This window comes from Roseburia inulinivorans DSM 16841, from assembly GCF_000174195.1.
Taxonomy (GTDB): domain Bacteria; phylum Bacillota; class Clostridia; order Lachnospirales; family Lachnospiraceae; genus Roseburia; species Roseburia inulinivorans.
Map to the genome: position 1 here is coordinate 1 of NZ_ACFY01000004.1, position 25887 is coordinate 25887.

The 25887-nt window shown below is 47.8% G+C and carries 15 protein-coding genes and 1 pseudogene; all 16 read right to left on the minus strand.

Going from position 1 to position 25887, the window contains the following annotated elements; all coding sequences use genetic code 11:
* Nucleotides 1-1237, minus strand: a 1237-nt coding sequence (locus tag ROSEINA2194_RS00575; RefSeq protein ID WP_007882135.1) for a phospholipase D-like domain-containing protein, incomplete at its 3' end; no start/stop codon positions are given.
* A gap of 36 nt (nt 1238-1273) precedes the next feature.
* A complete protein-coding gene (locus ROSEINA2194_RS00580; protein WP_005929834.1) occupies nt 1274-1954 on the minus strand; it encodes a GTP pyrophosphokinase in 681 nt (226 codons plus the stop codon).
* Nucleotides 1955-2012: 58 nt separating this feature from the next.
* A complete protein-coding gene (gene brxL, locus ROSEINA2194_RS00585; RefSeq protein ID WP_005929838.1) occupies nt 2013-4133 on the minus strand; it encodes a protease Lon-related BREX system protein BrxL in 2121 nt (706 codons plus the stop codon).
* A gap of 23 nt (nt 4134-4156) precedes the next feature.
* The gene (pglZ, locus tag ROSEINA2194_RS00590) at nt 4157-6679 is read right to left on the minus strand and encodes a BREX-1 system phosphatase PglZ type A (protein ID WP_005929841.1); all 2523 of its coding nucleotides are present in this window, start codon (nt 6677-6679) and stop codon (nt 4157-4159) included.
* Nucleotides 6667-7038 carry a chalcone synthase gene (locus ROSEINA2194_RS00595; RefSeq protein ID WP_227192419.1) on the minus strand — a complete coding sequence of 124 codons (372 nt, stop codon included), beginning with the start codon at nt 7036-7038 and terminating at the stop codon, nt 6667-6669. The genes pglZ and ROSEINA2194_RS00595 overlap by 13 nt, the downstream gene beginning before the upstream one ends.
* A gap of 26 nt (nt 7039-7064) precedes the next feature.
* On the minus strand, nt 7065-10691 hold the full coding sequence (gene pglX, locus ROSEINA2194_RS00600; protein WP_007882137.1) for a BREX-1 system adenine-specific DNA-methyltransferase PglX: 3627 nt from the start codon (nt 10689-10691) through the stop codon (nt 7065-7067).
* A gap of 20 nt (nt 10692-10711) precedes the next feature.
* Nucleotides 10712-14365 carry a BREX system P-loop protein BrxC gene (brxC, locus tag ROSEINA2194_RS00605; RefSeq protein WP_099045440.1) on the minus strand — a complete coding sequence of 1218 codons (3654 nt, stop codon included), beginning with the start codon at nt 14363-14365 and terminating at the stop codon, nt 10712-10714.
* Nucleotides 14366-14383: 18 nt separating this feature from the next.
* Nucleotides 14384-14959, minus strand: a complete 576-nt coding sequence (locus tag ROSEINA2194_RS00610; RefSeq protein ID WP_005929853.1) for a DUF1788 domain-containing protein — start codon at nt 14957-14959, stop codon at nt 14384-14386.
* A 1-nt stretch (nt 14960) separates the two neighbouring features.
* Nucleotides 14961-15569, minus strand: a complete 609-nt coding sequence (locus ROSEINA2194_RS00615) for a DUF1819 family protein (protein WP_007882141.1) — start codon at nt 15567-15569, stop codon at nt 14961-14963.
* Complete coding sequence (locus ROSEINA2194_RS00620) at nt 15550-15777, minus strand: helix-turn-helix domain-containing protein (protein WP_005929859.1); 228 nt, start codon at nt 15775-15777, stop codon at nt 15550-15552. The genes ROSEINA2194_RS00615 and ROSEINA2194_RS00620 overlap by 20 nt, the downstream gene beginning before the upstream one ends.
* Before the next feature lie 323 nt (nt 15778-16100).
* Nucleotides 16101-17567 carry a relaxase/mobilization nuclease domain-containing protein gene (locus ROSEINA2194_RS00630; protein ID WP_173016303.1) on the minus strand — a complete coding sequence of 489 codons (1467 nt, stop codon included), beginning with the start codon at nt 17565-17567 and terminating at the stop codon, nt 16101-16103.
* A 60-nt stretch (nt 17568-17627) separates the two neighbouring features.
* Entirely contained in the window at nt 17628-17897 is a 270-nt protein-coding gene (locus ROSEINA2194_RS00635) for a hypothetical protein (RefSeq protein ID WP_005929869.1), read from the minus strand.
* 16 nt (nt 17898-17913) lie between these two features.
* Complete coding sequence (locus ROSEINA2194_RS00640; RefSeq protein ID WP_005929872.1) at nt 17914-18219, minus strand: hypothetical protein; 306 nt, start codon at nt 18217-18219, stop codon at nt 17914-17916.
* A gap of 154 nt (nt 18220-18373) precedes the next feature.
* Entirely contained in the window at nt 18374-18706 is a 333-nt protein-coding gene (locus ROSEINA2194_RS00645; RefSeq protein ID WP_002576391.1) for a plasmid mobilization protein, read from the minus strand.
* Nucleotides 18703-23544 (minus strand): annotated as a pseudogene (locus tag ROSEINA2194_RS00650) (helicase-like domain-containing protein); the annotation flags it as partial. The pseudogene ROSEINA2194_RS00650 and the gene ROSEINA2194_RS00645, both read right to left, overlap by 4 nt.
* A gap of 1397 nt (nt 23545-24941) precedes the next feature.
* On the minus strand, nt 24942-25679 hold the full coding sequence (locus tag ROSEINA2194_RS23820; protein WP_330370210.1) for a TnpV protein: 738 nt from the start codon (nt 25677-25679) through the stop codon (nt 24942-24944).
* Nucleotides 25680-25887 lie beyond the last annotated feature (208 nt).

Below are 25887 nucleotides of genomic sequence, written 5' to 3' on the forward strand. Positions count from 1 at the left end.
CATTATAAATGAATTTTTTATCAGGGATACCAGGTGTGATAATTCTTACGTCTACCCCTCGCTTAGCAGCCAGACATAACGCATGCGTCATTTCATCTGTTATGATTAGATATGGAGTCATAAACCAACAATATTTTTCAGCTTTATTTATCATACTGATATAAACTTCTTCTCCGACCTGCTCATTATCCATAGGACTGTCTGCATAAGGCTGAACAAAACCTGTTTGCTGTGCTTTATAATCGTAATGAATAATGTATTTACTAAAATCAGTATCATTCGTAGCTTTTTCACTAACAGCATTCCACATTTCTAAAAATGTCACTGTAAGCGACTGAACAGCATCTCCTTCTAAACGAATACCTGTATCTTTCCACTGTCCATACGGGTGTGTGTAATTAAAATATTCGTTTGCTAGATTATATCCACCTGTAAATCCGACTTTTCCATCAATAACTGTTATTTTTCTATGATCACGATTGTTCAAAAACAGATTTAAACCTGGCATAAACGGATTGAATACACGGCAATGAATTCCTATTGCCTCCATTTTTTTCACAAAATCTGTGTTAATAAAGCCTATAGAACCCATATCATCGTAGAATACTCTAACTTCCACACCTGCTTTTACTCGCTCTTCCAGAACATCTTGAATCTTATGCCATGCTTCAGCGTCTTCTATCGCATGATATTCCATAAAGATAAACTTTTGTGCTTTCTCCAAATCCTTAAGCTGTGCCTCTAATCCTTTCACTGCTTCATCAAAATACACAATATCCGTATTCTGATAGATTGGATACTGCGAATTTCTTTGTATATAACTTGCAATATTTCCTGCCTTCGGAATCGTTTCGTTTATTCTGTTTAAGCACTCCTGATTATCGGAAAGCATTGGTAACAATTTGCTATCAATTTCTGCATATCGCTCACGCATTTTATGTGTGCCGCCATTCAAACCAATCAACAAATACAGGCCTACACCCATAATTGGGAAAATTAGAATTAAGATGACCCAAGGCATTTTCATAGAGGATGTCTTATCTGATGCATACAATCCCAAAACTAAAATTCCACTTAAAATCCTTGTAAATAGATTTATGATTTCTGCATATTCATTTAAGCGTGTTACAATAGTAATAATAAAAACTACTTCTAGAAGAATGCAGACTATGGAAAAACACAATCGTTTTACTCCGTTTTTTGTTTTCGCTTTTCCTTCTAAAGTATCTTGTTTCATATATATTCCAACCTTTCTACTCGATCAAATTTCTGCTTAAATTTCGTGGAACATACCAATTTTGTCTTTTATTCTCTGCATTTCATTATCTGCATCAATGATAGCTCTTGCAGAATGAAGTAATTCTTCACTTATCTCTTCATATCCAGGCATTTCTTCAATGCCTTTTTTATAACGAAGCTGATGTTCCAACGTTGCCCAAAAATCCATCCCATTAGTTCGTATTTGAAGTTCTACACGCATAGGTGTTTTACCCTTAGCAAAAAATACAGGAATCTCAACAATCATGTGATAGCTTCGATAGCCATTTGGTTTGGGATTTTTTATATAATCCTTTACTTCAATAACTTTGATATCATCTTGTTGTGTGATCAAATCAGATATCATATAAATATCATCAATAAACGCACAAACTATTCGAACACCCGCTACATCATTTAGATATGTTTGTATATTCTCTGTTGTAAAATCATGTCCCATTTTCTGCAGTTTATTATAAATACTATTGGGCTTCTTAATTCTTGTTTTTATAAAAGAAATAGGATTTCGATTGTTCTCAGCTGAAAATTCATCATCCAAAACCTCAAGTTTAGTTTGTATCTCCCGAATAGCACAACGATACATCATCATTAAATTATAAAATTTTGTAGCATTATTTAAAAACTGTAGTGATTCCGGACTGTCCATCCTGAGTTTTTTTACTTCATCTTTTGTCATGGAACTTTCCTTTCTACCTCATTCCTGATTTCAAAACATTCTTTCATTCAGAGACCTGTTACTCTACCCCCAACGCCTTAAACACCGCATCTTCCGCACTGCTGTAGAAAATCAGATTAAAACTCCCCACCAGCTCCGGCGGCACAGTGCCAAGGTCTGCTGCACTGGTAATCGGAAGCAGCACTTTCTTTGCTCCGCTATCGAGGCACACCTGCAAACTATTGGCAAGCTCGTCCACTTTCAGAATCGTGCCGCTGATGCTGATTTCTCCCAGCACGGCAAGTGTACTGACTGTAGGCCGTCCAAGAGCGATGCTGCATAGTGCAATCAATGTAGGCAATGCCAGCTTTCCAGTCATGCCAATGCCTTGTAAATCCTGATAGTTGATGATGTAATCCCGCATCGTAGTACTGATGCTGCCACTGATGCGATTTCCGTTAGCTTTCAGGAAATTGAACGCCGTATTCGTGGATTCCTTGCAGTCACGATCGCTGCCAAGGCCAGTACGTTCAAATTTTCCGTTGCCGGGCAGCATCTGGCTTTCGAGGCGGAATACACCGATCATACCGGACTTACCCTGACTTACGGTATATACCTGTCCAGGATTGCAGATACCATCAGGAATGAGTTTGCCGCCGCCCTGCTCTGGCACGGAAACAAATTTTTCTTCAAAGGTATCAAGATCAATATAGCTGAAGTTCACATCATAGAATTCCATTCCACCCAGTTTTTTCAGCTGCTCCTTGACGCGACGGCGCATTTCCAGCGCAAATACAAGAATTTCTTCAATCTGTTCCTTCGTGAACTCCCCATCCGGATATAGCAATTTCACATAGCCGCCTACGATCTTGCGGACAGCAATCGTATCGCGCTGGTTCAGGTTCTTTCCAAGGCGGAAATACTTATCCAACGCATCACCATACTGTTCTTTCCGCAGTTCTCGGATAAACTCTGCCAAGTAATCCGTGATAAAGCCGTAATCATTGGTAAAATGCTCCGGACGGAACTTCGGAATCTCCCAGCCTGGAATGTAGCAATGCAGACGGTCAAGAAAGGCGGTGTCCGTTCCCATCTCCGGCGGGAACGGGTCAAACAGAGAGGAAGTCTTAAGCAACACATCCACGCTCTGATTGATGTTTCCTACAAAGACCATAGAAGCCGATGCTGCCTTTTCCTCTTTGCCGCGGGCAAAGGAGCCGGAAGCCATATAGTCTTTCATAATTTGAATGCCGTCTTTGTCCTTAAACTTGATTCCGGCAACCTCATCAAAGGCAACGCAGTCCCATAAGCCTACCAAACCTACGGTTTTGCGCCCCATATTGTAAAACAAATTTGCAACGGTCGTCTGACCACCGGATACCAGGATACTGTTCGGGCTGATTTCTTTATAGATATGGGACTTGCCTGTGCTGCGCGGCCCCAATTCACAGAGATTGAAGTTGTTCTCCACCAACGGCAGCATACGCGCAAGCAGCAGCCACTTTTCCCGATTGTTCAACTGTTCTGGCTCATATCCGCAGGAACGCAGCATAACATCCATCCACTCTTCCTGTGTGAATGCCTTGCGTCCCTCTCGAACTTCTTCAATGTCGACATGGGGCATCTGAATCGGAGTCAGCTTATGGATGCTGATGGGAGAGATGTCCTTCTGCTTTTTCTGTTTAGAGGAAATCGGCTGTCCATCTATATCCGTGATTCCAAAGTTGCTGTCTCCCTCAGACTCATATTCCAGCTGCACGATGCACCAGATACCGCCGCAAAGCAGCCGGTCATATTTTTCCGGATAATCATCCGTAATCGGCACATTGGTGAGACCAAGGTTAGAGAACTCTGCAAAAAAGCAATCCTTTTTGATGTCCAGATGCACGGTCACCATATCAATAATGGTATGGTGACCGTTCTTGCGCAGTTGTGAGAGAATTTTCTGAGCCTCATCCGGGCGGACAAAATTATCTGCCAGAATTCGTTTTACATTCTGAACGCCCTGCTCAATGATTGTCTCATCGTCTGAACTACAATACTGACCCAGCAGGAACTCCAGCACATAGACCGGAACATTCGCTCCTTCTTTTATTTTCTTTGTCAGGTCTTTGCGGACGATCCGACCGTCAAAGTTGCTGCGCAGCTTCCGGCGCAGTTCTTCACGGGTATCATCTGCCGCCATATCCATCATTTCCATACGGAATTCCTGCCTCCTCTATATCAGAATCCGAATCCAAAGTCATCTGCAAAGGCAATGTCCATGATGACAGGCTGCCTCCACTGCTCCAGACCGCTTTCTTCGTCGTAAACCACAAGGTAATACTGCTTGTCCTTGTCATATTTCTTATTCTTGAATGTGAACCGCATCCGGAAGATACGCTTCTGCGCATTTTCCTCACGACTGTCCGCCACATAACTGTTTTCGTTCGAGATTTTCTCATTGTCTTCCGAGAGGAAGAAAATGCGGTATTTTGCAGCTTTTACAGTATCGCTAACGGCATCCGACTGAATAAAGTCCATGGACGTGATCAGGTTCGTAATCTTATGGACAATGCTGACCAGAGCAATCTCTGCATTCTTTGTTTCCATGTGACCGCGCTCCATCTTAAACTCCAGCACCGGCACCAGCATTTCCTGCGGTGAGGAACCGCCATGCACATAGTTAGCACCGCCTCCGGCCACCTTAAAGACATTGCTGCTGACAGGATAGGACACCACCTTGCTGTCCTCGTTCCCCAGAATGCGTCCCATGCTCATATGGTCGATGCCATCATCTTCCAGTGTCGCCTTGGACACAATAAATCTGCGATTGACAAATGCTTTGTCCGCACTTTTCCCGGAAATCTTGTCACTTTCTGTCAGCTTATCACGCTTGTAAATAAAGCCATGATCGGCAGTGACGATAAAATGATAGGTGTTGCCGCTGACGGAGATTCGATGAATCAAATCCACAATTTCCTGAACGGCTTCCTCACACGCATGAAACACCTCATCCTCGGTATTTGCCTTGTCTCCACGCGCGTCGATCTGATTATGGTATACATAGATGATCTGACGTTTTGTCAGCACATCTCGCAGCTCTGCCACTTTCAGATTTTTGATATCATCGAACTGTACACAGACACTATCCGGGTTATAGCTTTGCAGCACCTGCTGCCGACCTGCCAGATTATCGCAAAGGATACCATCTACCAGCACCTGGAAGTCATCCGTCATCTCCAGTGTTTTATGCGGTAAAAGTGCTGCCATACCGAGCCTTGTATAAGACGGCAGGACACTTAGTTGTACGGAAAGTTTTGCCGTGCATTTCGGGTCATCCTGCATTCGGGCAAACAATTCCTGTCCGACCTCGTAACGCATGGCATCCGAAATGATGACCACGGTGCGTTCCTTGGTATAGCGCAGGTTGGCATTGTAAAACTCCCGCTGCAACGGAATTGCCGAAAATGCGGCATCCTGCTGGATTCCAGCATTCCATGCTGGGAGCAGACAAGCCAGATATTCGTTCGTGTAGATATTTTCCACCAGCTCCCGAAGCGACTCAAAGCTTTCCGTGCTCTCCAGCTGGTCGTAATAATAGTAGAATTTCCGATACTGCTGATCCATATTGTAATCCGCAGCAAGATATCGGTCGATGATTGGCTTTAAGCCATCTGCGGCATGGTAATCCGCTTCCTTCACCATGCTGTATGCACTGGAAAGCATCTGATAGGTTTTCCCGGTCTTTCTGCCAAAGTGCATTTTAGCCCGTTTTTCACAGAGTTCCGGAATGGTAAATCCGTTTACGATTGCACCGATATCTTCCGAAACAAGTCTGCCAATGAGCCACTTTACCAGCACCTGATCCACGGCAAGGAAAGTGTCGCACTCCACCAAATCGTCCACTCGCATTCCTGCAAATGCCGAAAGAACATTCAGCCCTTTGGCAACGTGCGTCGACAGAGCGTCGTATTTGTCCCGGTACAGGACGCTGTTCATCAGGCTATCGAGAAATGCGATGATATTGCCGGACTTGTAGGAGACAAAGCTCTTCCATGCTGCCGGAAGCTCTGCCTGCACATATCGCCCAGTATAAGTAACGAACAATGTTACCAGCAGCCGTTCCAAACTCGGTTTTGTATCGGTGTATCCGAAATGCTGCTCACAGAGCTGCCAGAATGCAGACAGCAGGTCGTATTTTTCAAACTCCTGCAAGAAAGCATTGTCCACCAGCTCGCCATCTGTCAACACGATGCGCACGACTTCCTCAAAAGAGCAGGTACGCGCCTTGCAGACTGCACTTAGCAGACCGACAAGGATATTTTCTTCATTGAAGTTTTCGATTTCCAAATCATAGAACCGCTGAGTGCGCTCTTTGTTGGCGAAAAACTTGATGTGCTTCTCAATAACCGGCTTGTACTTTTCCTCAATACCCAGGTCAACCGACAGCAAGGAGGCTCGGTCAGCAAAGAACCGTCTGGAATACAGCATTGTGTCTTCCAGATGGTTGTCCCTTACATCCGGTTTAGGAAACGGTGCATAGATCAGATAATTCGTGGTCTTATCCACACGCTCAAGAAAATACTTTGTATAGAACTGGTTATCCGGCTGGAGATGGTAGATCTTCGCATTCTGAAGCTCCACCGTCTCCATATCCTCGGCAAATTCCGCCTTGTCATCGTACCAGAAAACCAGTTTCCGGGTCTCCCCGGTAAATTCCGCATTCAGGCGGTCTATAATTTGTTTCAGGTTCAATTCTGCCATATCATTGTCCTTTTTTCCTGTGATTGGTCTTTATCTCTTACAAGAGAACTCAGCAATAGCTTCATCTTTTTCCGGTAGAACTTTGTTCTTTTGATGTACCGTGGAATCGTCATGTGATACGCCTGCATAAATTCCAGTATCCATGCCAGATCATAGGATTTCTCGGTTGACCAGTCACGATATTTTCTATGACAGACAAGCCAGACACCAATGATATTGTAATCCAACGCATCTTCATCGGTTTCATCTTGAATACAATGACCGCAGAGGAAGCGGTATGCCACCGGATCATGGGCATATGTACGTTCAAAACGCTGCCATGCCGCCGCGACATCATCCTTTGTCCAGTGATTTTGCATTTTCCCACTCCCTCCGGTCATTTTTCTTATTTCTTTTCTTTCACCATGATATTCTTACTGTCTGCCAGCACCTCATAGAACTTGCCGTCCTGGGCGGTCTGGAGCTTACGGTAGTTGACCTTTACGCCGTCATCAAGGTCAAGCTCGATACGGGAAAGTGCCAGATGGCTGATCTTCTCATCGTATTCCCGGCATTCCTTCAGCTGCTTGGCAAGTTTATCCTTGCGCTTGGAGGCTGCTGCCACCTCGCGGGCATTCCCGCTGTGATCCATCATATCCTGCATCCGGTTAATCTCAGATTCGTACACGCGCTGCATTTTGTGCAGGTAGTCGATACGCAGGTTGCCGATGGTATCCGGCGTATAGCGGTGCAGGTAAACCAGTGCCTTAAAGCCGTTCTGCTTGCCACTGTCAAACAGCCAGTAGATCGGACGCTTGCCGGAACCGGTAACAGAATAGGTCTGGCAGTGATCCTTGAAGAAATCGTTCAGGAAGTAGTTACGGATAATCTCCCGGCTGGTGCTGCCCTTATTGCCAAGGGCTTTTGCGATATAATCGAGGTTTTCTTCCAGCGTATCTGCACCATACACCGCTTTCAGCCATGCACACAGGCGCGATACGATATCATCGTCCAGATATTCTTCATCGGTGATAGGGATAACATTATCTTCGTCCGGAATATAGCTCTGGTATTTGCTGCTATCCCACTCGCCGCCTGCATAGGCCAATCCTTCTACATCCAGCGAGTAGCGGCCAAACATGCAGCCCACGGCGTAGCTGAGCAGACTCTTGATATCCCGCTGCAAGTCGGCCTTACGCACCGTCACATCTTTATCTTCCACTTCCGGGGTCAGCTCGTCCTGTAAGCCGTAAATGTCAATAAAAATGCGGTTCAGCTCTTCCTCGTTGGTTTTTAGCTGGTTAAAGCGGTCTTCACATTCTGACTGCCACAGGGTAAAGGCTTCGTAAATCGTGGAAACGTTGCGGAGTAATGGGTGCTTCTTAAAGTCCCAAGAGACTTCAAAAGAATCCCAATCGGCTTTGCTTTGCTCTTCTGCATCAATTCCCAAGTCAATAATAACATCATCGTTTTTAGTGGAAATATATGGAAGTTTTTCAATGTTCCCGTTATTGTAGTCTAAGGTTGGGGATAAAATTCCCAAAAAATGTTGTGCTACGCAAGAATTCAAATATGATAGAATCAAAAAAACATTCGTTTCATCACGCATAAATGCTTTAGAGCCCTTACTATCAAAAATGTATCCCGGTTCCGAATAACGCATTGATATGTTACCAGAGCTTAATGCAGACCAAGAAATTCCCTCTGCAAAATATTTATCTTCACTTCTCAGTTCCTTGCTGTAGCTTCCATAATTTTCCGTTACGCATTTCTTCATTTCCTCGCCGTCGTTAAACCAATTAACAACATACGAATTGTTACCATACCATCTTCTAAACTCTCCACCTTTATTATAAGGAAACCATTTCTTTTGACTTACTTTTGCCTGCTCAGCCGATTTAGACGAGAATCCAATCTTTTCAAAGCTGCATTCCGGCCAAAATCGTAGAAACCTATTATTATCTGTAGTAGACATACCATTTCGCGCATCAATATGGCTTCTCAAGCAATCCTCTGAAAACAATTTGAACACGTGAGAACTTGTCCAGTATGCAATAGGGCTTCCAGCGATATTTTTGAAATCTGCTTGGTTAGCAGTATACAGCGTATCTTTTTTTATAAATAATTCTTCTTTTCCTTTTGGTGTAGTTGCACTGATTAACCGACAATAACTACCATTATACTCTGGCACATAACTTTCTCTCTGTACAAATGCCACAGTCTGAACAACTTCACCACCAATTTCTTCAAACGCACGAGCTCCCAAATGCGCCATATTAACTATATCCATCTGAAGCATCTTCTTGCGCAATTTCTCAAATGTTGCTAGGAACATCCAAGAATGTTGTGTTATCATTGCTTGAAATCCATTGGCTACGATCATTTCCTTGCAATGTTCAATAAAAACAGCGTATAGGTCAGCTTTGCTGTCCACATAATTGTCTTTCAGAAAAGCATTTACTCTTTTATCCAATTTGCTGGTTCCAGCATAGGGCGGATTCGTGCAGGTAACCCAATACTTCCGTGCCATCGTCTCACCGATATCAATGAGTCGGTTCAGCTGCTCGGCGGTATCTTCCACGCCCACGCTGTCCATGCTGATCTGACCGTCGGTATCTTCCGCTGCCACAAACCGACGCAGCAAATCCCAGTTATAGCTCTCCACATTCAGGATAGAGCCGTATTCCTTGGCATCGGTCAGGGTGTCCAGCAAACCTTCCAGCTGCATTTTGGCCGCGTTCTTCTCGATATCGTCCATTCCTGCGCCGAAATATTTCAGGTGTGCACGGTTGATGCTGTTGCTCTCCTGAATGGCATAGACATGGCAGGTGTTCTCACCGTTTAAGATACGGCGGTTGTACTGCCGTGCTTTCATCATCACGGCAAAGTACGCCAACTGATAGGCACGATCATCAATATCCAGACCGTAGATGTTATGTTCCAGAATGCTCTTTGCAGCATCACGCTGGCTGTAGCCGGCACTCTCGTAAATCTGCATCAGCACATCAAAAGCATATACCAGGATATGACCGGAACCCATGCAGGGGTCAATGAGCTTGATATCTTCTGGGTTCAGGGCAGCGTACTCTTTGCGAATTTCTGCCAGTTTTACCTGCACCTCCGGCTCCTGCTGTGCTTCTTCCAGATAGTATTTCCAGTTTTCTTTCAGGTCGCATTCCGGGTGTCCTTCCACCCACAGACGGCCAAGGCTGTTTTCCACCATGTAACGAACGATCCAGTCCGGGGTAAACAGCTGGGTCACGGCAGGGATTTCCTCTTTGGTGATCTTGCCGCTTTTGGCAAAGGCAGCGGCCTTCGGCTCAGTGTTGTAATACTGGTACAGCCAGCCGATGATCTCCACCTGACCGCCGCGCTCGATGTTGAAGTCATCCTCCGGGATATCGTGAATCAGGTGATAGACTACACCATCCTGGTCAATAACGGACAAGCTGAGCAGCAGCTCGGTGTAGTTCTTTGTCTTTTCAAACAGCGCTGGCAAAATCTCGTTCAGGGCGTTGCACTGTTTCAGGAACAGGATGCGGAACACTTCGTCCAGCTTATTGTCCTGCTTCAGCTGGAAAATCTGAGCTTCTTCCTCCGCAGTGAAGGGAAGCTCTGCGTCAAACGGTGTCGTGACCAGATCTGGCTCCAACTTTCCGCTCTCGGAAGAAAGCACTCGAATATGGGAAGGCAGATAGTCATTGACCTCCATGAAACGGATGGCGATCAGGCGGTTAAACCATGTATAGGCAACCTCCTCGATCACATACTGATATGCGGTTTTGTAGTCGGTATCCTTTTCCTTCTGCTGGATGACCTCTATCAGCTTGTCACGCTGGCGCACGGCCTCGCCGGAAATCGAATACGGTTCTGCAGTGCCGATATCGAAGAACTGAGTGCCGCCGAAGCTCTGCGGCAACGGCTTTGCAATGCCGTCCTCCGTAATACCGATCAGGCGGGCATCATAGCTGACATCTGCAATCAGCTTATTCCGCGCCCAGATCGCAAAATTCTTTATGGCTGCTTTGTTCATGGAGCCAATCCTCCTGTCATTTATAGTTCAATGTTGACGATTGTATCTTCGTCCATCTCTTTCAGCAGGTTTTCACGCAATGCAGCAAGGTATTTATCAACATCATCCTTACTTTCCAGCCGCCACGATGCAGTCTTGGCAACCGTCTTGATGGAAACATTCTTCGTGGTGCGCACCTTATATACCGGCTGCGGTTCTGCCAACTTTTCTGCCGGTTTCACGGTCTCGCCGCGCTTTTCCGCCTCTTCTTCCTGACGCTTACGCTCTGCCTCGGCCTTTGCCGCTGCCTCCTTCGCAAGGCGAATGTCCTCTGCGTTCATCTCGTTGAGCAGGCGCAGCTTCAGTGCCTCCGCCTTATCTGCATAACTGCGCAGAGTGGAAACATTGTTGCAGTGCTCCGCACCGTCCATGATCTCCTTAAAGAGTTCCAGATAACGGTTGAACTTCGCATCCTTATAGGGCTTGGTGTTCAGCACTTCAAAGACACGGTTCCGATCCTGATTGATGGAATCTTTGACCGGCTCTGCCTGCTCTTCCAGAATGCGCATATAGCAGTTCATAAACTTCTCGCGCAGCTCTGGCAGCTTCGGAATCTCCTTGTAGGGCTTCGGCATCCGGACGATGGTGCGCATCTTGGCCACCACGTCTTCCAGTTCTGCATCCACGATGTAGGTCTTACTGTCCTCGTAGATATTCAGCATATCCAGCGCACGGGTGAAGATGGTCAGCTGCTCACCGCCAAAGAAATCACGGATAGGCTCATAGTCCTCGCCAAAATCCATCAGATCATCCTGCTCGTCAAATACGGTCTTAAAGAATTCAAGCGGTGCCTGAATCTGCACCAGTGCGGAAAGCCGCTTCTTGCCCTTTTCCAGAAGTTCTTTTCCGGGATAGGCGTAATTCTCATATTTTGGTTCCAGCCGCTCGATCTCGGTGATTCGATTCTCGCAGTAATGCTGGAAGTTCTTCATGATGGTATCTTCGTCATCGGCAGGCGGTGCCACCTTGAACAGCTCTTTCATCACGGTGCGGACGGCCTTTTTCTGGTTTTCCGGCACACGGACGCGCACTTCCGTCAGCAGTTTATCCACGAACTGCTTCTTCGTGATGTAGCCGATGATTTCTTCTTCGGAGCGGTTGTTCAGATTGACGCTCTCACCGTTGACCGTAAAGGACAGATCTCCACGCTTAAAGAGACGTGCCACCAGCCAATGGATGTCATCTTCCACAAAGCCATAGGGTGCTTTCATAAAGCGATCCTTGATGGTTTTCATAGAAGTTTTCATGTGCATCCGGGAATTGCCTGCCACAAATTGCAGCACATCATCCAGTGCGTGAACATTGGATTCTCCGGTATCTCCCAGTGCCAGCGACAGCTGGTTGCTGGTCTTGAACATCTTCCGGATGTCTGCTTCACCCATCGCTGCATCAATATAGGACAGCTTGTGGTAAACCGTCTGCACCAGTCGTCCGATAGCCTCGTTGATGCGGCTGGTCACTTCCTTGCCGGAGGTGTGCAGCACATCGCCATTGACATAGATGGTAGCCTCTTTCAGAGCTTCCGTCAGATAAAGCTTGGCGTTACCGTTGCGTTCCCGCATCTCCACGCGCTTTGCTTCCTTAATGGTCTCATACTTGGCAAGCTGCACAGAGGTATTCTTGCGCAGGAACCGCTCAATTTTCAAGTATGCCCGCATTTCCGTCAGGAACGCATCATCATTCGGCAGAACCACAAGGACTTCCTTGCCCTGGCCGGAGAGCAGGCGCAGCGTACCATCATCGGTGCCGCCCTCATACCACGGGGTCAGCACACGGAGGCCGATATCGTAATTCTGGTTTGCCTTATAGGGGCGGTCATCCACTGTCTGATTGAAGGAGAATGCATACCGCCCACCAAAGCTGGGGTACTGATACTTCTTACTGGAGAAAATGTCCTCATAGATCATCTCCGCAATCTTCGTGATGACCTCCGGCATCTCCACATTTTCTTTTTCGATTTCGTTGTTGATTTCCTGTTCCTCATCGGTCAGGAATACATAGATGGAGCCATTCTTCTGGATCAGCATCTGGCGCATCAACACTTTCAGTGCATCCTCCACCTGTGCTTTCAAAGAGATGCGATCATCGTCAATGCTGGTAATCATCAGGCTGACGATGTTGTCTACATTGGCTTCGATCTCCAGAACATATTTAATCAGGAAAAGGGTCTTCAACACATTGATCGCAAAGACATCTTTTTCCTTCTTTTCCGGGTTGATATAGCTGTTGTCATAGGCGCGGATGATCACGCTGCTGTGGCTGTGGTCGAGAAAATTCTCCAATGCATCATAGAATCGATAGAACGGCACGATTGCTCCCATCTCATCGTCCATCAGCTGCATGGCAGACTCTTTGAACAGAGCCAGCATGGAACGTTCACCTTCGGACAGGTGCTTACCGGATGCACCGTGGGTACGGATGCTGGTCAGCACACTGGCAAGCAAATTAAACTGGTATGGAACAAAAGGATAAACCTCTGCAAAATCTTCTGCGTTGGCGTACAGTTTTTTCTCCACGCCGTCGTTGAAGACAATCAGATTTTTGATGATGGTTGCTTTCTGGTCATAAAGCAGACGCAGGCTCTGTGCTGCGGTCTCTGTCTTATCCAGAATACGCTTTTTGATAACAGCGTCCACATTGGCAGAGGACAAAGAAAGACGTGTATCGAAACGTCCCTGAATCTTGGAGAAGTCGTTACCCTTCACCTTGGTAATGGAGTCGATATCCTGCTGGCTCGTTACGATTACCCAAGCCTTGCCCATGCATTCCTTGCCCAGTTCTTCCGTCACTGTCTGAAGGTTCAGCATCAGCTTAGAATCATCACCAATGTACTGGCCGATCTCATCCACAAGGAAGACAACATGATGGTTGTTCCCTTTTTTATCAATATAGGACTTTACACGCTTGGCGAAATCCTCAATGCTGATCTGGTAGCTCTCGGTTGCTTTCTCGCACCAGTTACGGGCAGCTGATTCGCTCATGAAATCCATGTCAGAAAGAACATCGACAACGGAATCCTGAATGAAATCGAAGTCCTGACGAGAGCTTTCCCACGGATCGCCATACTCTTCTTCAAACTTTTCCTTAAACTCTTCAAAACGTCCTTCCTCGGAAAGCCTGCGCTCCAGGTCAGCAAGGTGCGGCATGGAACCGCAGAAGCCCTGCATCTCATTGAAAACCTTCAGGAATACGTTCACAATGGCATCTTTATTTTCTTTGCCATTAGAATCGCTTTTGGAATCAATATTGAAAAGAATTACGTCCGATGGGGTGTTTGCTGCCAGCTGCATATCTGCCAGCACCATCTGATTGGTAATCTTCTGATCCTCGATAAAGTAGTCGATGGCATGTTTGTCTCCGACCTGTTTATTCTGAAGCAGATAGGACAGGATTTTCAGGAAATGAGATTTACCACTTCCAAAGAAGCCGGAAATCCAGACACCCATTTTCGGTGTGGTTCCCTGAATACCTTTTTTATATGCTGCAAAGAAATCCGCAAAATGACGCTGAAGCTCACGGGTCACAACGTACTCTTCCAGCTCCTGCGCTACATTTGTTTCTTCACCCTGACCGACAATGATAACGCCCTGTATCTCACGGTCAATTTTCTTTCGGAACATGTCCTTGATCTGCATAACAGTTTCCTCCATCCATTACTTTACCAGTCGGAATGCACGGTAATAGTTATCGTCTTTAATCTCATTGAACAGAATCAGCTCCTGTTCATTATAGGTTCCCGGAAAGAACATCACGACCGGGCAGCGCACAAATGCCTGATGCAAGTTGTTAAGCACCTTGTGGGAGCGCAAAATCGGATAGCACTTGCCGATACCGGTTAAGAACACGACTGCATTCTCCGGCGTATGTTCTTTGATATATTGCACGATCAGGCTGTCATCGTCATTCACCTTCATGGAGTTGGTCACTGCCTTGACGATACGCTCGATTCCTCGCTTTTTTTCAAAGTCATAGCACTTTTCCATAAAGTTTTTCTTTTCCAAAAAGTCAATGATGATATCATACAGGTCAAAGACCACAAGCTCAAAATCATCATCGCCCCGGTCATTCTTATTTTTCAGATACTCTACACGCTCCCGAACTTCCAGTTCCTTTTCCGGTGGATAATCAAACACCCAATAGTTGACCTCATTTGCGCGGCCTGTTCCTTTTCGGAAAGATGGCTTATGGATTGCAAGCTCCATCTCGTCCAGTCTTTGGCTTAAATCCATTTCATCTTACCCCCGTCAGTGTTTTTACCATGATGCCAAGATCATGGTCATAAAGCCAATGCTCAAATGCAATATCAAGAATTGGCTTCAGTATTTTTCTTGTGCTGTTTGCCCGGTTGCTTTCTAAAAGCCCCGCTTCATAAAGCTGCGTTTTATAGCAGGAACCGAGGCGGCGCAGCGTATAGTCTTGAAGAGAAGCCACTTTCTCACTCTGTTCCTGCTTATTTTTGAAAAATATCCGGATATCTGCATCCGTCAGCTCATCGGAACCAAGAATCATTTTTTCCCGCACTACTTCATACACAAAATCAAAGAACAGCGTGTCATGCAAAAGAGCCGCAGTCAGCACAAATAGTTTTTGTGTAGCAAGATCACTGCTCAAAAAGATTGGATAAAAGCTTTCATCTAATGTCTTGATACGGGCTGTTACGGTAGAATAAATCTGCTGCGCTCGTAGTTTTGTCGGTGCACCATAGATGTTTGTCTCTTCATTCAACTTTTTAATATCCGCAAAGCTCTTACCCTCGCTCAAAAGCTGCACGGTTTTCCGAAATTCCATGAACCAGAACGAAAATTTCACTGCTCCGGCACTATACGGTTTTCTTTCCATCTTCGTTCTCTCCATTTCCGGATTTTGTTTTAATGTATTTGCCGCTTTTGATTCTGGCATCCTTCGGCTTTTCGGCGTTAATAGGAATGACCCACTGATGGCCTAAACGCTCGGCACCATCAATTCGCCCTTCCGTGCATAATGTCTGTACTCTCCTTGTGCAGATGCCCCATTTTTCAGAAGCCTGCTTAATCGTCATGAAATCCATACGGAACCTCTTTTTCGATGTCTAAAGTCACTCGCAGCAAGTTAAAATTTCTCATTTATATTCTACTCCAAGAAACGAACAAAATCAATCGAAAGTTCTTCCAAATTTTGAACGATTTTTTTAGAACCCACTCTTCTGCAAGCAGGGCTTTCGTGACACGAAAGCGATTTTCTGCTTGTTGGGGAAACTCCCCAATCCCCATAGAACGCTGCCTGCGGCATCGGGCTGCGCATCCGTTCCGGATGCTTTAACGGCAGTTCCTGCCAAAGAAAAAAGGCCCGGTGCAGCATGAGCATTACGCCCACACTGCACCGGACTTTCCATCATCGACTGCTTTGTCTATTTTCTTCTTCCTGCCGTACTTCCTGCTCATGCAGCTGCTCTTTCTTCTGTTCGTCCTCTTTCAGAATTTCCTGCACAATCTTCTGTGCCACAAGCCAATCCTGCATTTCCGATTTGGTCCTGCGGTACTCTGCATAGGAGCTTTTCTTTCGTTCCAGAAGCATCGCATACTCTGCGTTCAGCTCGCTGATGCGTGGAAGCTTTTTGTCAGAACCGTTCTCTTTCTTATAGGCATCGAACGCCTTTTTCGCTGCGCTGCGCAAGGCCAGCGTATCCCGATGGGCTTCATAGAACTCCCGATTGTAGCCGGATGCTTTATACGCGGCAAAAACATCTTTTGTCTTGGCATAATTGATTAGATGCTTTCGCAGCACCGACACTTCCGACATCCGTGCCTCATCTGCCTTTACAGATTCCAGCAGCGCATCACATTTTTCAGAAATTCCATCTGCCTGTTCTTTCAGCTCTGCATAGCTCTTGATTCCATGCTCTTCCATGAACATCATGGCTTTTGCCATTTGCTTCAGATTAAAGACTTTCGCCCAGCGCGCATACCCTGCGCCTTTGCCCGCCTGCATTTTGGCACGGACATCAATAAGGAACGACAACTCCGCCTTCTGATGCACCTGCGCCGACCGTGCGCTTGTGCGGTTTTTCTCTGCAAATTTACTTTTATGAACCGCATTCCCGGCAATCACTTCGCAGAGTTCTTCAACCGAATATCCTTTACCAAGAGAACGGAAACGAGCAAATCTGGCGTGGCCTTTCCCCCGCAGGGCAGGCTGTTTTCCCTCTTTATACTCGTACCCTGCTTCCTGCAAAATTCCAATCAGTTCCTGGAAGTCTTTTGGCTTTCTTTCCAATGCTGCATCAATGGCCTCACAGATTTCATCCCGCTGCGACTTTTTCTCCGGGTATTCCGTTCTCTTCTTCCGCTCCCCGTAGGGCTTTCGGACAATGACCGACAACCGATGTTCCAGGCAGACGATATCACTGAGCCTTGCCAGCGCAAGACCGGATAAGCGAAAATCTCGGAATTTTCTGGTGCAGTCTAATGTAGTCGAATTAAAAATAATGTGGTTATGAATGTGCGCGCGATCAACATGGGTAGCCACGATAAATGCGTGTTTTCCCTTGGTGAATCGCATGGCTGTCTCATACCCAACCTTGTTCGCCTCCTCCGGCGTGATTTCTCCGGGCTTAAAGGATTGTCGAATCTGATATGCAATCACATCATGCGCCTGTGTTCTACCGGTAATATGCTCATACTGCCGTTTGGAAAGCAGAAATTCTTCATCACAGGTCTTTGCATCACAGGCATACGCGCTGATATATTTTCCATCTTCCGTCTTTGCTGCATTCTCAGAATAATCAGTACGGTCAGCCAGACACTGCGCTACCGTCTTTCCTTTATTGATATGCAGCGCAATTAGTCTTGTAGCCGCCATTTTCATATTCCTCCATCTAAAAAGAGCTACCCGAAGGCAGCTCTTACCAATCTACTATTCTCATTTTAACATCCGTTCCCGGTCATAAGCTCCCTGCAAATAAACGGCCTGCTTGATGATCTCTTCCATATCGAAATAGACACACATGATGCTTTCGTACAGCTTCCACACATTAGATTCGCTGCCTCCCACCATCTCCATCAGCTGGTCTTCCATCTTCGATTGCTCAGACTGTTTTTCCTGATAAGCAGTCTCATCCACAAAATGATTTTCTCCATCCGTTTCCTCGTACCGCAAATCATAATAATCTTTCATAAACTGAATATCCATCCAATCCCTCCTGAACTCAAATTGTCAAAACATCCTCTATACACTCGCACAGCCGTTCCATCAGTTCCATGATGCCGCCCGCTCCAACCGCAGCTGCGAACAGTCCCATCTCAATCAGGGTCAGCAGGAACACATCCGTCCAGCTCGCCCGAACCACCGAATAGATACCGCAGCCAAGAACGAAAAGCATAACCGGCGAAAGTACCCACAGGGATAGCTGCATCAGCAGATTCCAGATAAAGCACAGAAATCGCAGCAGAAACGCAACCGGCAGCAACAGGATTTTCAGCACCAGCTTCAACAAAAAACATACGACCTTCATGGATTTCACCCCTTCGTTTTTCTTTTCATCTTCATTTTATCGTACCCGCTTGTCAAACACCACGATGTCAACAGGAAGACCTGCAAAAAATATGTAATGACACAGACTGTTTCATCTGTGCCATGTGCAATAGAAATTCCGCACGTTTGCGCCGTCATCGAATACCAGAAAGCCTCTTTAAGATCAGCTTTTGCATCTCCCAGAGTTCATCCAGTCGCTTCTGCAAATCCCGGATATCCTCCGCATAGATGCTTCCAGATTCATTGGCGCGTTTTGCGTACTGGTTCAGGTTGTTGCTGCATCGGCGAAGAAGTGTGGATACCTGCGCCACATCCGACAAATCAAGATTTACGCAGTACCCGTCCATCGCCATTTTTCTCATATAGGCACCGGTATTCCGAATCCCCAATTCTTTCTGCTTTTCACGAATCCTCGCCAGCTCTTCCGGGTTTACCCGGACATTGATCCAGTGTTCCCGAACACTCATAGTGCCACCTCCTCATCATTTCGATGTGTCATCGGCGGAATGCGCCCTGCACGGTCACGCAGCTCTGCCAGGACAGACGGCTTTTCCGTTGTTCTCTCACGGTCTGGATCATCATTTTCACGGTCATCCATATTCAGCAGTGCGTCCAGTTCTGCCAGTCTTGCACTCTTTTCCGCCAGTTCTGCCTCCTGGGGGAACGGCTTTCCAAGCTCGGCCTGCGCAGCTTCCTGCTGGCTCCTAAGATTGTCCAGCTGCTGTTCCGCCTTCTCCAGCCTTGCAGGAATCCCGGCAAGAGCATTATCCAAACGCTGGATATTGCCCGCAGCACTGGTGCCGATGGGCACCCGGTGGGTCATCTCGCCTTTCAGCAGCACCTGATACTCTTTCTGGAAGCTGTCATATGACAACTCCATCTTGAAACCACGATAGCTGCCAAGCGGCACCGGCTCCAAACTCTGATTGGCTTTACAGACCGCAAGAATTGCTTCACCGGCCTCGGCTTTTTCAGTAAATTGTGTGCCATTCACCTCCATACCGCAGAACCCCTCTTCCGGCAGCGGATGTGCCGCCACCGTCCGAATATCCGACTGAAAGCCCTTGATGAACCCTTGCGTTTTCTCAATCTCCGCAGGGAAATATTTCATCAATTTATCTTCCAATCGGTACTGCTGGCTCTGATGATCCGCCTTCAATACTTTCAGCCTTGCAACATCTACATCCAAGTCCATTTTCTCCTTGATTTGCGGGTCTCCGGCACAAAGTGCCTTGATCTCTGCATAGGAAAGAGCCTGCTCATCTACATCATCACAGGAACGTACCGGAGATTTGCTGGTCATGATCTGGCTGATAAATTTCTGCTTATTCTCCAGTGTCTGATAGAGGTAGGCATCAAAAGTTCCTTCCGTCACATACTGATAAACCTGCACTTCTTTGTTTCGGTTTCCCTGACGGATGATACGACCATTTCGCTGGGTCATGTCCGCAGGCCGCCAGCCCACATCCAGATGATGCACGGCCACCAGCCTGTCCTGCACGTTCGTGCCTGCACCCATCTTCTGTGTCGAACCTAACAATACCCGTACCTGTCCGGTACGCACTTTGGCAAACAAATCTTTCTTTTTTGCCTCAGTATCGGCATCATGAATAAATGCGATTTCTTCTTCCGGCACACCGGACTGAATTAGTTTGGCGCGGATATCCTCATAGACATTGAAGGTTCCATCGTTCTTCGGCGTGCTGAGGTCGCAGAACAGCAACTGGGTCAGCTTATCCGACTGTCCTTCCTCATAAATCCGAAGCACATTCCGCACACAGGCGTTGAGCTTGCTATTTGGGTCATCCGGCAGGAGCGGATTCATCAGCCGCTGATCCAATCCCAGTTTTCTGCCGTCCGATGTGATTTTCAGCATGTTATCGACCGACGGGTCTACCACACCGGAATGCACAGCCGCCGCCCGTTCCGAAAGCTCCGCCACCATCGCCTGCTGATGCTCCGATGGCTGCACCACCACGGTTTCAAACTTTGCCTCCGGCACCGGCAGATGCAGCTGATCGGAGGTCTTGATATCCGCCACTTCCTTGAACATGTTCATCAGCTCCGGCAGGTTGAAGAACTTTGCAAATCTTGTTCTTGCCCGGTATCCGGTTCCTTCCGGTGCCAGTTCAATGGCCGTGGTGGTCTCACCAAAGGTTGAAGCCCAGCTGTCGAAATGGGTCAGCCCTTTCTGCTGCAACGTGCCGTACTGGAGATACCGCATCATGGTGTAAAGCTCCGTCATGCTGTTGCTAACCGGGGTGCCGGTCGCAAAAATGATGCCGCGCCCGCCTGTCAACTCGTCCATATATTGGCACTTCATAAACATATCCGAAGATTTCTGCGCTTCCGATGTGGACAAGCCTGCAACATTGCGCATTTTTGTGTAGAGGAACAGATTCTTAAAGGCATGTGCTTCGTCTACAAACAGTCGGTCTACGCCCAGCTGCTCAAAGGTAATCACATCGTCTTTTCGGTCGGTTGCCCGAAGTTTCTCCAATCTCGCCTCCAATCCTTTCCGGGTCTTTTCCATCTGTTTGATGGAGAAACGTTCGCCATTCTGGGATTTCATCTCAGCAATGGCGTTTTCGATTTCATCAATCTGGACAGTCAAAATCCGCTCCTGCCGTTCTGCGGACACCGGAATTTTCTCAAACTGGGAATGCCCGATGATGACTGCATCGTAATCACCAGTAGCAATTCGTGCGCAGAACTTCTTTCTGCGGGCAGTTTCAAAGTCCTTTTTGCTTGCCACCAGCAATTTTGCACTCGGATACAGACGCAGAAACTCGTTTGCCCACTGAAGGGTCAAATGATTCGGAACGACAAACATGGATTTCTGGCACAGTCCCAGCCGTTTTGCCTCCATAGCAGAAGCGGCCATCTCGAAAGTCTTACCGGCACCCACTTCGTGGGCCAGCAGCGTATTGCCGCCGTACAGCACATGAGCAATGGCATTCTGCTGGTGTTCCCGCAGCCGGATTTCCGGATTCATGCCGCCAAAGCGGATATGAGAACCATCATACTCACGGGGACGAGTGCTGTTGAACAGCTCGTTATACTTTTCCACAAGTTCCGCGCGGCGATAAGGGTCTTTCCACACCCAGTTCTGGAACGCATCCTTAATGGCCTGCTGTTTCTGCTGGGCGAGGGTGGTCTCCTTTTTATTCAGAACCCGCTTCTGCTTGCCGTCTGCATCCTCCACGGTATCGTAAATACGAATATCCCGCAGATTCAGCGTATCCTCCAGAATTCGGTAGGCATTGGCACGGCTGGTGCCGTAGGTCATATAGGCATGAACATCATTCCGGCTCGGTGTACTCTTGCCGGTAATTTGCCATTCTGCCGTCATGGGAGAGAATTTCACTTCAATATTTCTGCGCAGATAGAACGGCGGTTCAAAGGTTTCTTCCATAAACTGCTGGATATAATCCCGATTGACCCATGTGGCACCAAGGCGCACATCAATCTCCGACGCATCCAGGTCTTTCGGCTGTGCTTTCTTCAAATATTCCGTGTTTACCGCAAAGGCAGGGTCAGAAGCCGCAGCCAGTTCTGCCACGCGGAGTTTTTCCCGGACATTGCCGGACAGATATTCATCAGCCGCCACCCAGCCGGTTTCCTCGCCGCCTTGCGTCATCGGGTCTTTGAAAATGACACCATGCAGTTCCTGCTGGATTTTTTCAAATTCTCCCGGTGTACCTAAAAGCTCCGACATATAGGGCAAATCCACTTTGCCGCGCTCTCCGATGGAGATTGCCAGAGCCTCTGCCGGAGTATCTACGCTGGTAACAGCCCGTTCCGGTCGAATCGTCCGTTTGGTGAACATATCCGCCTTGGATTCCAGCCTGCCGTTTTCATCTACATTTTCCAGAGAGCAGAGCAGATAATAAGACGAATCTTCTGAAAAAGCCTGCGCATTTGCACGGGAGTTGATAAGCCCATACTGATCGGCGAATCGGTCATAGGCTACATTCAGTTCCCGCTGTTTCTGGGCAATCGCGTCCTCCGGATAATCGTTCAGCTGATAGTCGATCAGTTCCTGCACAATGGTACGAAGCTCCACCATGCCCTTGATCCTGCCGGTGGCTGTCGCAGAAAGGTCAGCCTTTCGCATGATGCTGTTCTCACGGAAGTAGACATCCCCATCCACCACCGCATAGGAGAAGTTCTTTACATTGGGGTCTGCCGGAATGGTTTCGCCCTGCAAGGACAGTTCTTCCTCCGGTGCCAGCTCCTGCGCTTCATAGTGACCGCCGATATGCTGCACAGCCTCATGCAGCTGGTCTCCCAGATCCTCATCCGGAATCGGAATGACCGTACATTCTTCCTTGCCGTACTGGGTACTTTCCGTTGTAATCTCACCCAGCACCATTTCCGGGTGGTCAACAAAATAGCTGTTGAGGGTAATACCCTCCGATGTCAGCCCCAGATGCACCCAATCCGGTTCGATATCAATTGGATGGTCTCTCTTTTGCAGAAAAATGATATCCGACACTACATCTGTACCGGCATTGGCACGGAATGCGTTGTTAGGAAGTCGAATGGCTCCCAGGAGTTCTGCCCGTTGCGCCAGATACTTTCGCGCGTCCGGATTCTTGGAATCCATCGTGTAGCGGCTGGTAACAAAGGCCACGATGCCACCGGGACGAACCTGATCCAATGCCTTGGCAAAGAAATAGTTGTGGATAGAAAATCCGAGTTTATCATAGGGCTTATCGCTGACACGGTAGTTGCCAAAGGGCACATTGCCCACGGCCAGATCATAGAAGTCGCGCCGGTCGGTGGTTTCAAAGCCTGCCACCTTGATTTCTGCCTGCGGATACAATTTCTGCGCAATGCGCCCGGTGATGGAATCCAGTTCCACACCATACAGTCTGCTTCCCAGCATGGAATCCGGCAGCATACCGAAGAAGTTGCCGACACCCATCGACGGTTCCAGAATATTGCCTTTCTCAAATCCCATACCGTCCAATGCCTCATAGATTGCACGGATCACGGTAGGGCTGGTGTAATGCGCATTCAGAGTCGAAGCCCTGGCTGCGGCATATTCTTCTTCCGTAAGAGCTGCTTTCAGCTCCTTATATTCGCCTGTCCAGGCAGTTTTCTCTGCGTCAAAGGCATCTGCCAGCCCACCCCAGCCGACATAATTGGCCAGCGTTTCCTGTTCCTCCGGTGTCGCATCCCTATGCTGATTTTCTAAGGCTTTCAGCGTGTAGATGGCATCCATGTTGGCACGGAATTTCTGCTTAGGACTGCCTTCGCCGAGGTGAAAGCTGTTGATGCGGTAGTTCTCCGCATGTTTTGCTTCATGCCCTGCCCGGAACGCTTCTTTTTTTCCAGAATTCAGATCAACCACCAGATTGTGCAGGTGAACATTTTCCTCATGCCCCAAAATTCTTGCCAGATTTTCCTTGCTTTCCGAGCGGAAGATCGGATACACGGAATCCGGGTCCCGAAGTTCCACATCGAAAAGCCCGACTTTTTCAATCGTAAATGCCTTTCCGTCCAGATACAGCGTATCGCCAACGCGATAATCCGGCTGCACCGGAGCTGCGGGTTCTGGCTGCACAGTTGCAGGCTCTTTTTCAGCCTCCATGTTCCTGCCGCGAATCTCCTGCAACGCCTCTGATGCACTCACATAATCGGCAAATGTCTGCACTTTTCCGTCCGAATATCCGTAATACTCTTCTTTGACATAATCCCAGATGGCAAACGCATCTTTAGAATCCGGAAAGTTCTCGCCGGTCATTGTGACCACAAACCGTTCATCCGGTGCATAGCCAGACTCTCTGGAAAGTTCGCTGGCGTGTTCCTGCATTTCCAGTACCAGAGGATCTGTCTCTGCGTGAGCCGATTCCTGTACTTCTTCGGATTCCACATCTGGGAATGGAATGTCCTGCTGCAAATTCTGCTTGCTCTGTTCAACATAGAGCCAGTCTTTTGCTTCCCGTTCCTGAACTTTTTCAATCAACTGCTGGCGGTAGGTCTCTGCCTCCCATTCGCTGGTAAACTCTTCGCTGACGCCATCCGGCTCCACATGAATGCCGTCCTGAATATCATCCCAGACCGCATAACCATCGTCTGTCTCCATCACGGTAAACCGCTGTGGTGCCGCCAGTTCACTCCGGGCATATACATCCGCAGCCGTATTCAGCATGTTGTCCACATGCTCATTTCCGGTATCGTAGCGTTCCGGTGGCGTTGGCGGAAACACATGGGCGGCAGTCGGCATAGGAAGCGGCGCGCCGTATTCCTGCTCCAGCTTCCGATACTCTTCCATTTCCAGCGCGGTCAGGTACTGATCATTTTCCACAAGCCGGTCTAACCGCTTATCCACCGCCGACCATGTGAGTCGCACTTCCCGGTCATGGTCATAATTGCGAAGCAGAATACCTCTTCCGTTATAATCGGCAAAACCGCGACTGCCATCCATAAAGGTATAGCTGTGGCCACCGAGACCGTATTCCGCTTTCAAGAATGCAGCTCGTTCTTTCGCGTCCCCTTGCTGCTGATACAGCGCATAAATACGGATTTTTCCGCCCTCAAAATTAGAACCTGCTCGCAACATCCGGTCGATTTCATCCTCAGAAATGACAAAAGCGGAGGGCTTTTCGCTCTCCGCTTCTCTGGCTGCATTTTCTGCCGCCGCATCAATTTTCTGAATCTGCTCTGCCTCGGACTGAAACAGGCTCATAAAGTTTAGCTGTTGATAAGTTCCGTCAGAATGACTTCCTCTGCCTGCGCTTTCAGCATGTTCATGTGCTGCACCCAGGCCATTTGGTTCGATTTCTTGTCCGGTGCCGGATTCGCTTTCAGAAGCTCCGCCATCATCTGCTCCATCCGTGCGGTCGCGGTCTCCTGAATCTCCCACAGGTGCGGATACAGCTTCTCGGTCAGGATAAGGTGATTGTACAGCAGCGTGTTGTTCTCCTGCAGGAACGCTCTGCGCATCCTCCCGTACTTGCCCAGAGGCTTCTGTTCCTGCACCGACAACTGGATATCCGGAATCAGGTAATCGCCGTTCTTCGTGTAATTCAGCTCCATCATAGTTTTGGCTCCTTTCTGCCTGCTTGTCTTTTTCATAGGTTCGGATCGTGCGTTCAATTTCCCGGAAGATCTGGCTGGACATTTCGCTGACCGCAGTTCCCAGCACATTGGCGGCAGCCTGCGTATTAAAATCAAAAATGTCCAGAAAATCCTCGTGCTCAAAATAGTCATCTGCATTGCCCACCGTCCGGGTAAAGACGGAATATGCGATGCTGACAGCGGCAGCTCTCTTAAAGGAAGCTCCGATGTTGAGTTCATCATATCCTTCCAGATAGGAATCTGCAACGATGTCACTGATCTGCCTGCGATTTTCCTCCCAGTAATCCCTTGCAAGGCGTTCTGCCGCTTCCATGATATGATTTTCCAGAGACCCAGCACCGGCAGGAACATCAAATGCTACATCCAGTGCGCGAATGATTGGCTGCTCATGCTCCGCATTCATTTTCCAGAGCTGTACCGGTCGGGAATTCTTCCGTTCTCCGGTATCTGCCACATCAAATACATACCGCAGTTTCGGCTGCTCGCCGCGCATGTCCAAAAGAGCAATGCCCTTGGAGCCACGCTTCACATAGCGGTTCATCCGATCATTCCAGAGATC

Excerpts from the sequence above, each read along its gene's own strand:
- ROSEINA2194_RS00580 (WP_005929834.1), bottom strand. The coding sequence starts at position 1,954 with ATGACAAAAGATGAAGTAAAAAAACTCAGGATGGACAGTCCGGAATCA.
- brxL (WP_005929838.1), bottom strand. The coding sequence starts at position 4,133 with ATGGAAATGATGGATATGGCGGCAGATGATACCCGTGAAGAACTGCGC.
- pglZ (WP_005929841.1), bottom strand. The coding sequence starts at position 6,679 with ATGGCAGAATTGAACCTGAAACAAATTATAGACCGCCTGAATGCGGAA.
- ROSEINA2194_RS00595 (WP_227192419.1), bottom strand. The coding sequence starts at position 7,038 with ATGCAAAATCACTGGACAAAGGATGATGTCGCGGCGGCATGGCAGCGT.
- pglX (WP_007882137.1), bottom strand. The coding sequence starts at position 10,691 with ATGAACAAAGCAGCCATAAAGAATTTTGCGATCTGGGCGCGGAATAAG.
- brxC (WP_099045440.1), bottom strand. The coding sequence starts at position 14,365 with ATGCAGATCAAGGACATGTTCCGAAAGAAAATTGACCGTGAGATACAG.
- ROSEINA2194_RS00610 (WP_005929853.1), bottom strand. The coding sequence starts at position 14,959 with ATGGATTTAAGCCAAAGACTGGACGAGATGGAGCTTGCAATCCATAAG.
- ROSEINA2194_RS00615 (WP_007882141.1), bottom strand. The coding sequence starts at position 15,569 with ATGGAAAGAAAACCGTATAGTGCCGGAGCAGTGAAATTTTCGTTCTGG.
- ROSEINA2194_RS00620 (WP_005929859.1), bottom strand. The coding sequence starts at position 15,777 with ATGGATTTCATGACGATTAAGCAGGCTTCTGAAAAATGGGGCATCTGC.
- ROSEINA2194_RS00630 (WP_173016303.1), bottom strand. The coding sequence starts at position 17,567 with ATGGCGGCTACAAGACTAATTGCGCTGCATATCAATAAAGGAAAGACG.
- ROSEINA2194_RS00635 (WP_005929869.1), bottom strand. The coding sequence starts at position 17,897 with ATGGATATTCAGTTTATGAAAGATTATTATGATTTGCGGTACGAGGAA.
- ROSEINA2194_RS00640 (WP_005929872.1), bottom strand. The coding sequence starts at position 18,219 with ATGAAGGTCGTATGTTTTTTGTTGAAGCTGGTGCTGAAAATCCTGTTG.
- ROSEINA2194_RS00645 (WP_002576391.1), bottom strand. The coding sequence starts at position 18,706 with ATGAGTGTTCGGGAACACTGGATCAATGTCCGGGTAAACCCGGAAGAG.
- ROSEINA2194_RS23820 (WP_330370210.1), bottom strand. The coding sequence starts at position 25,679 with ATGTTCCTGCCGGTGCTGGGTCTCTGGAAAATCATATCATGGAAGCGG.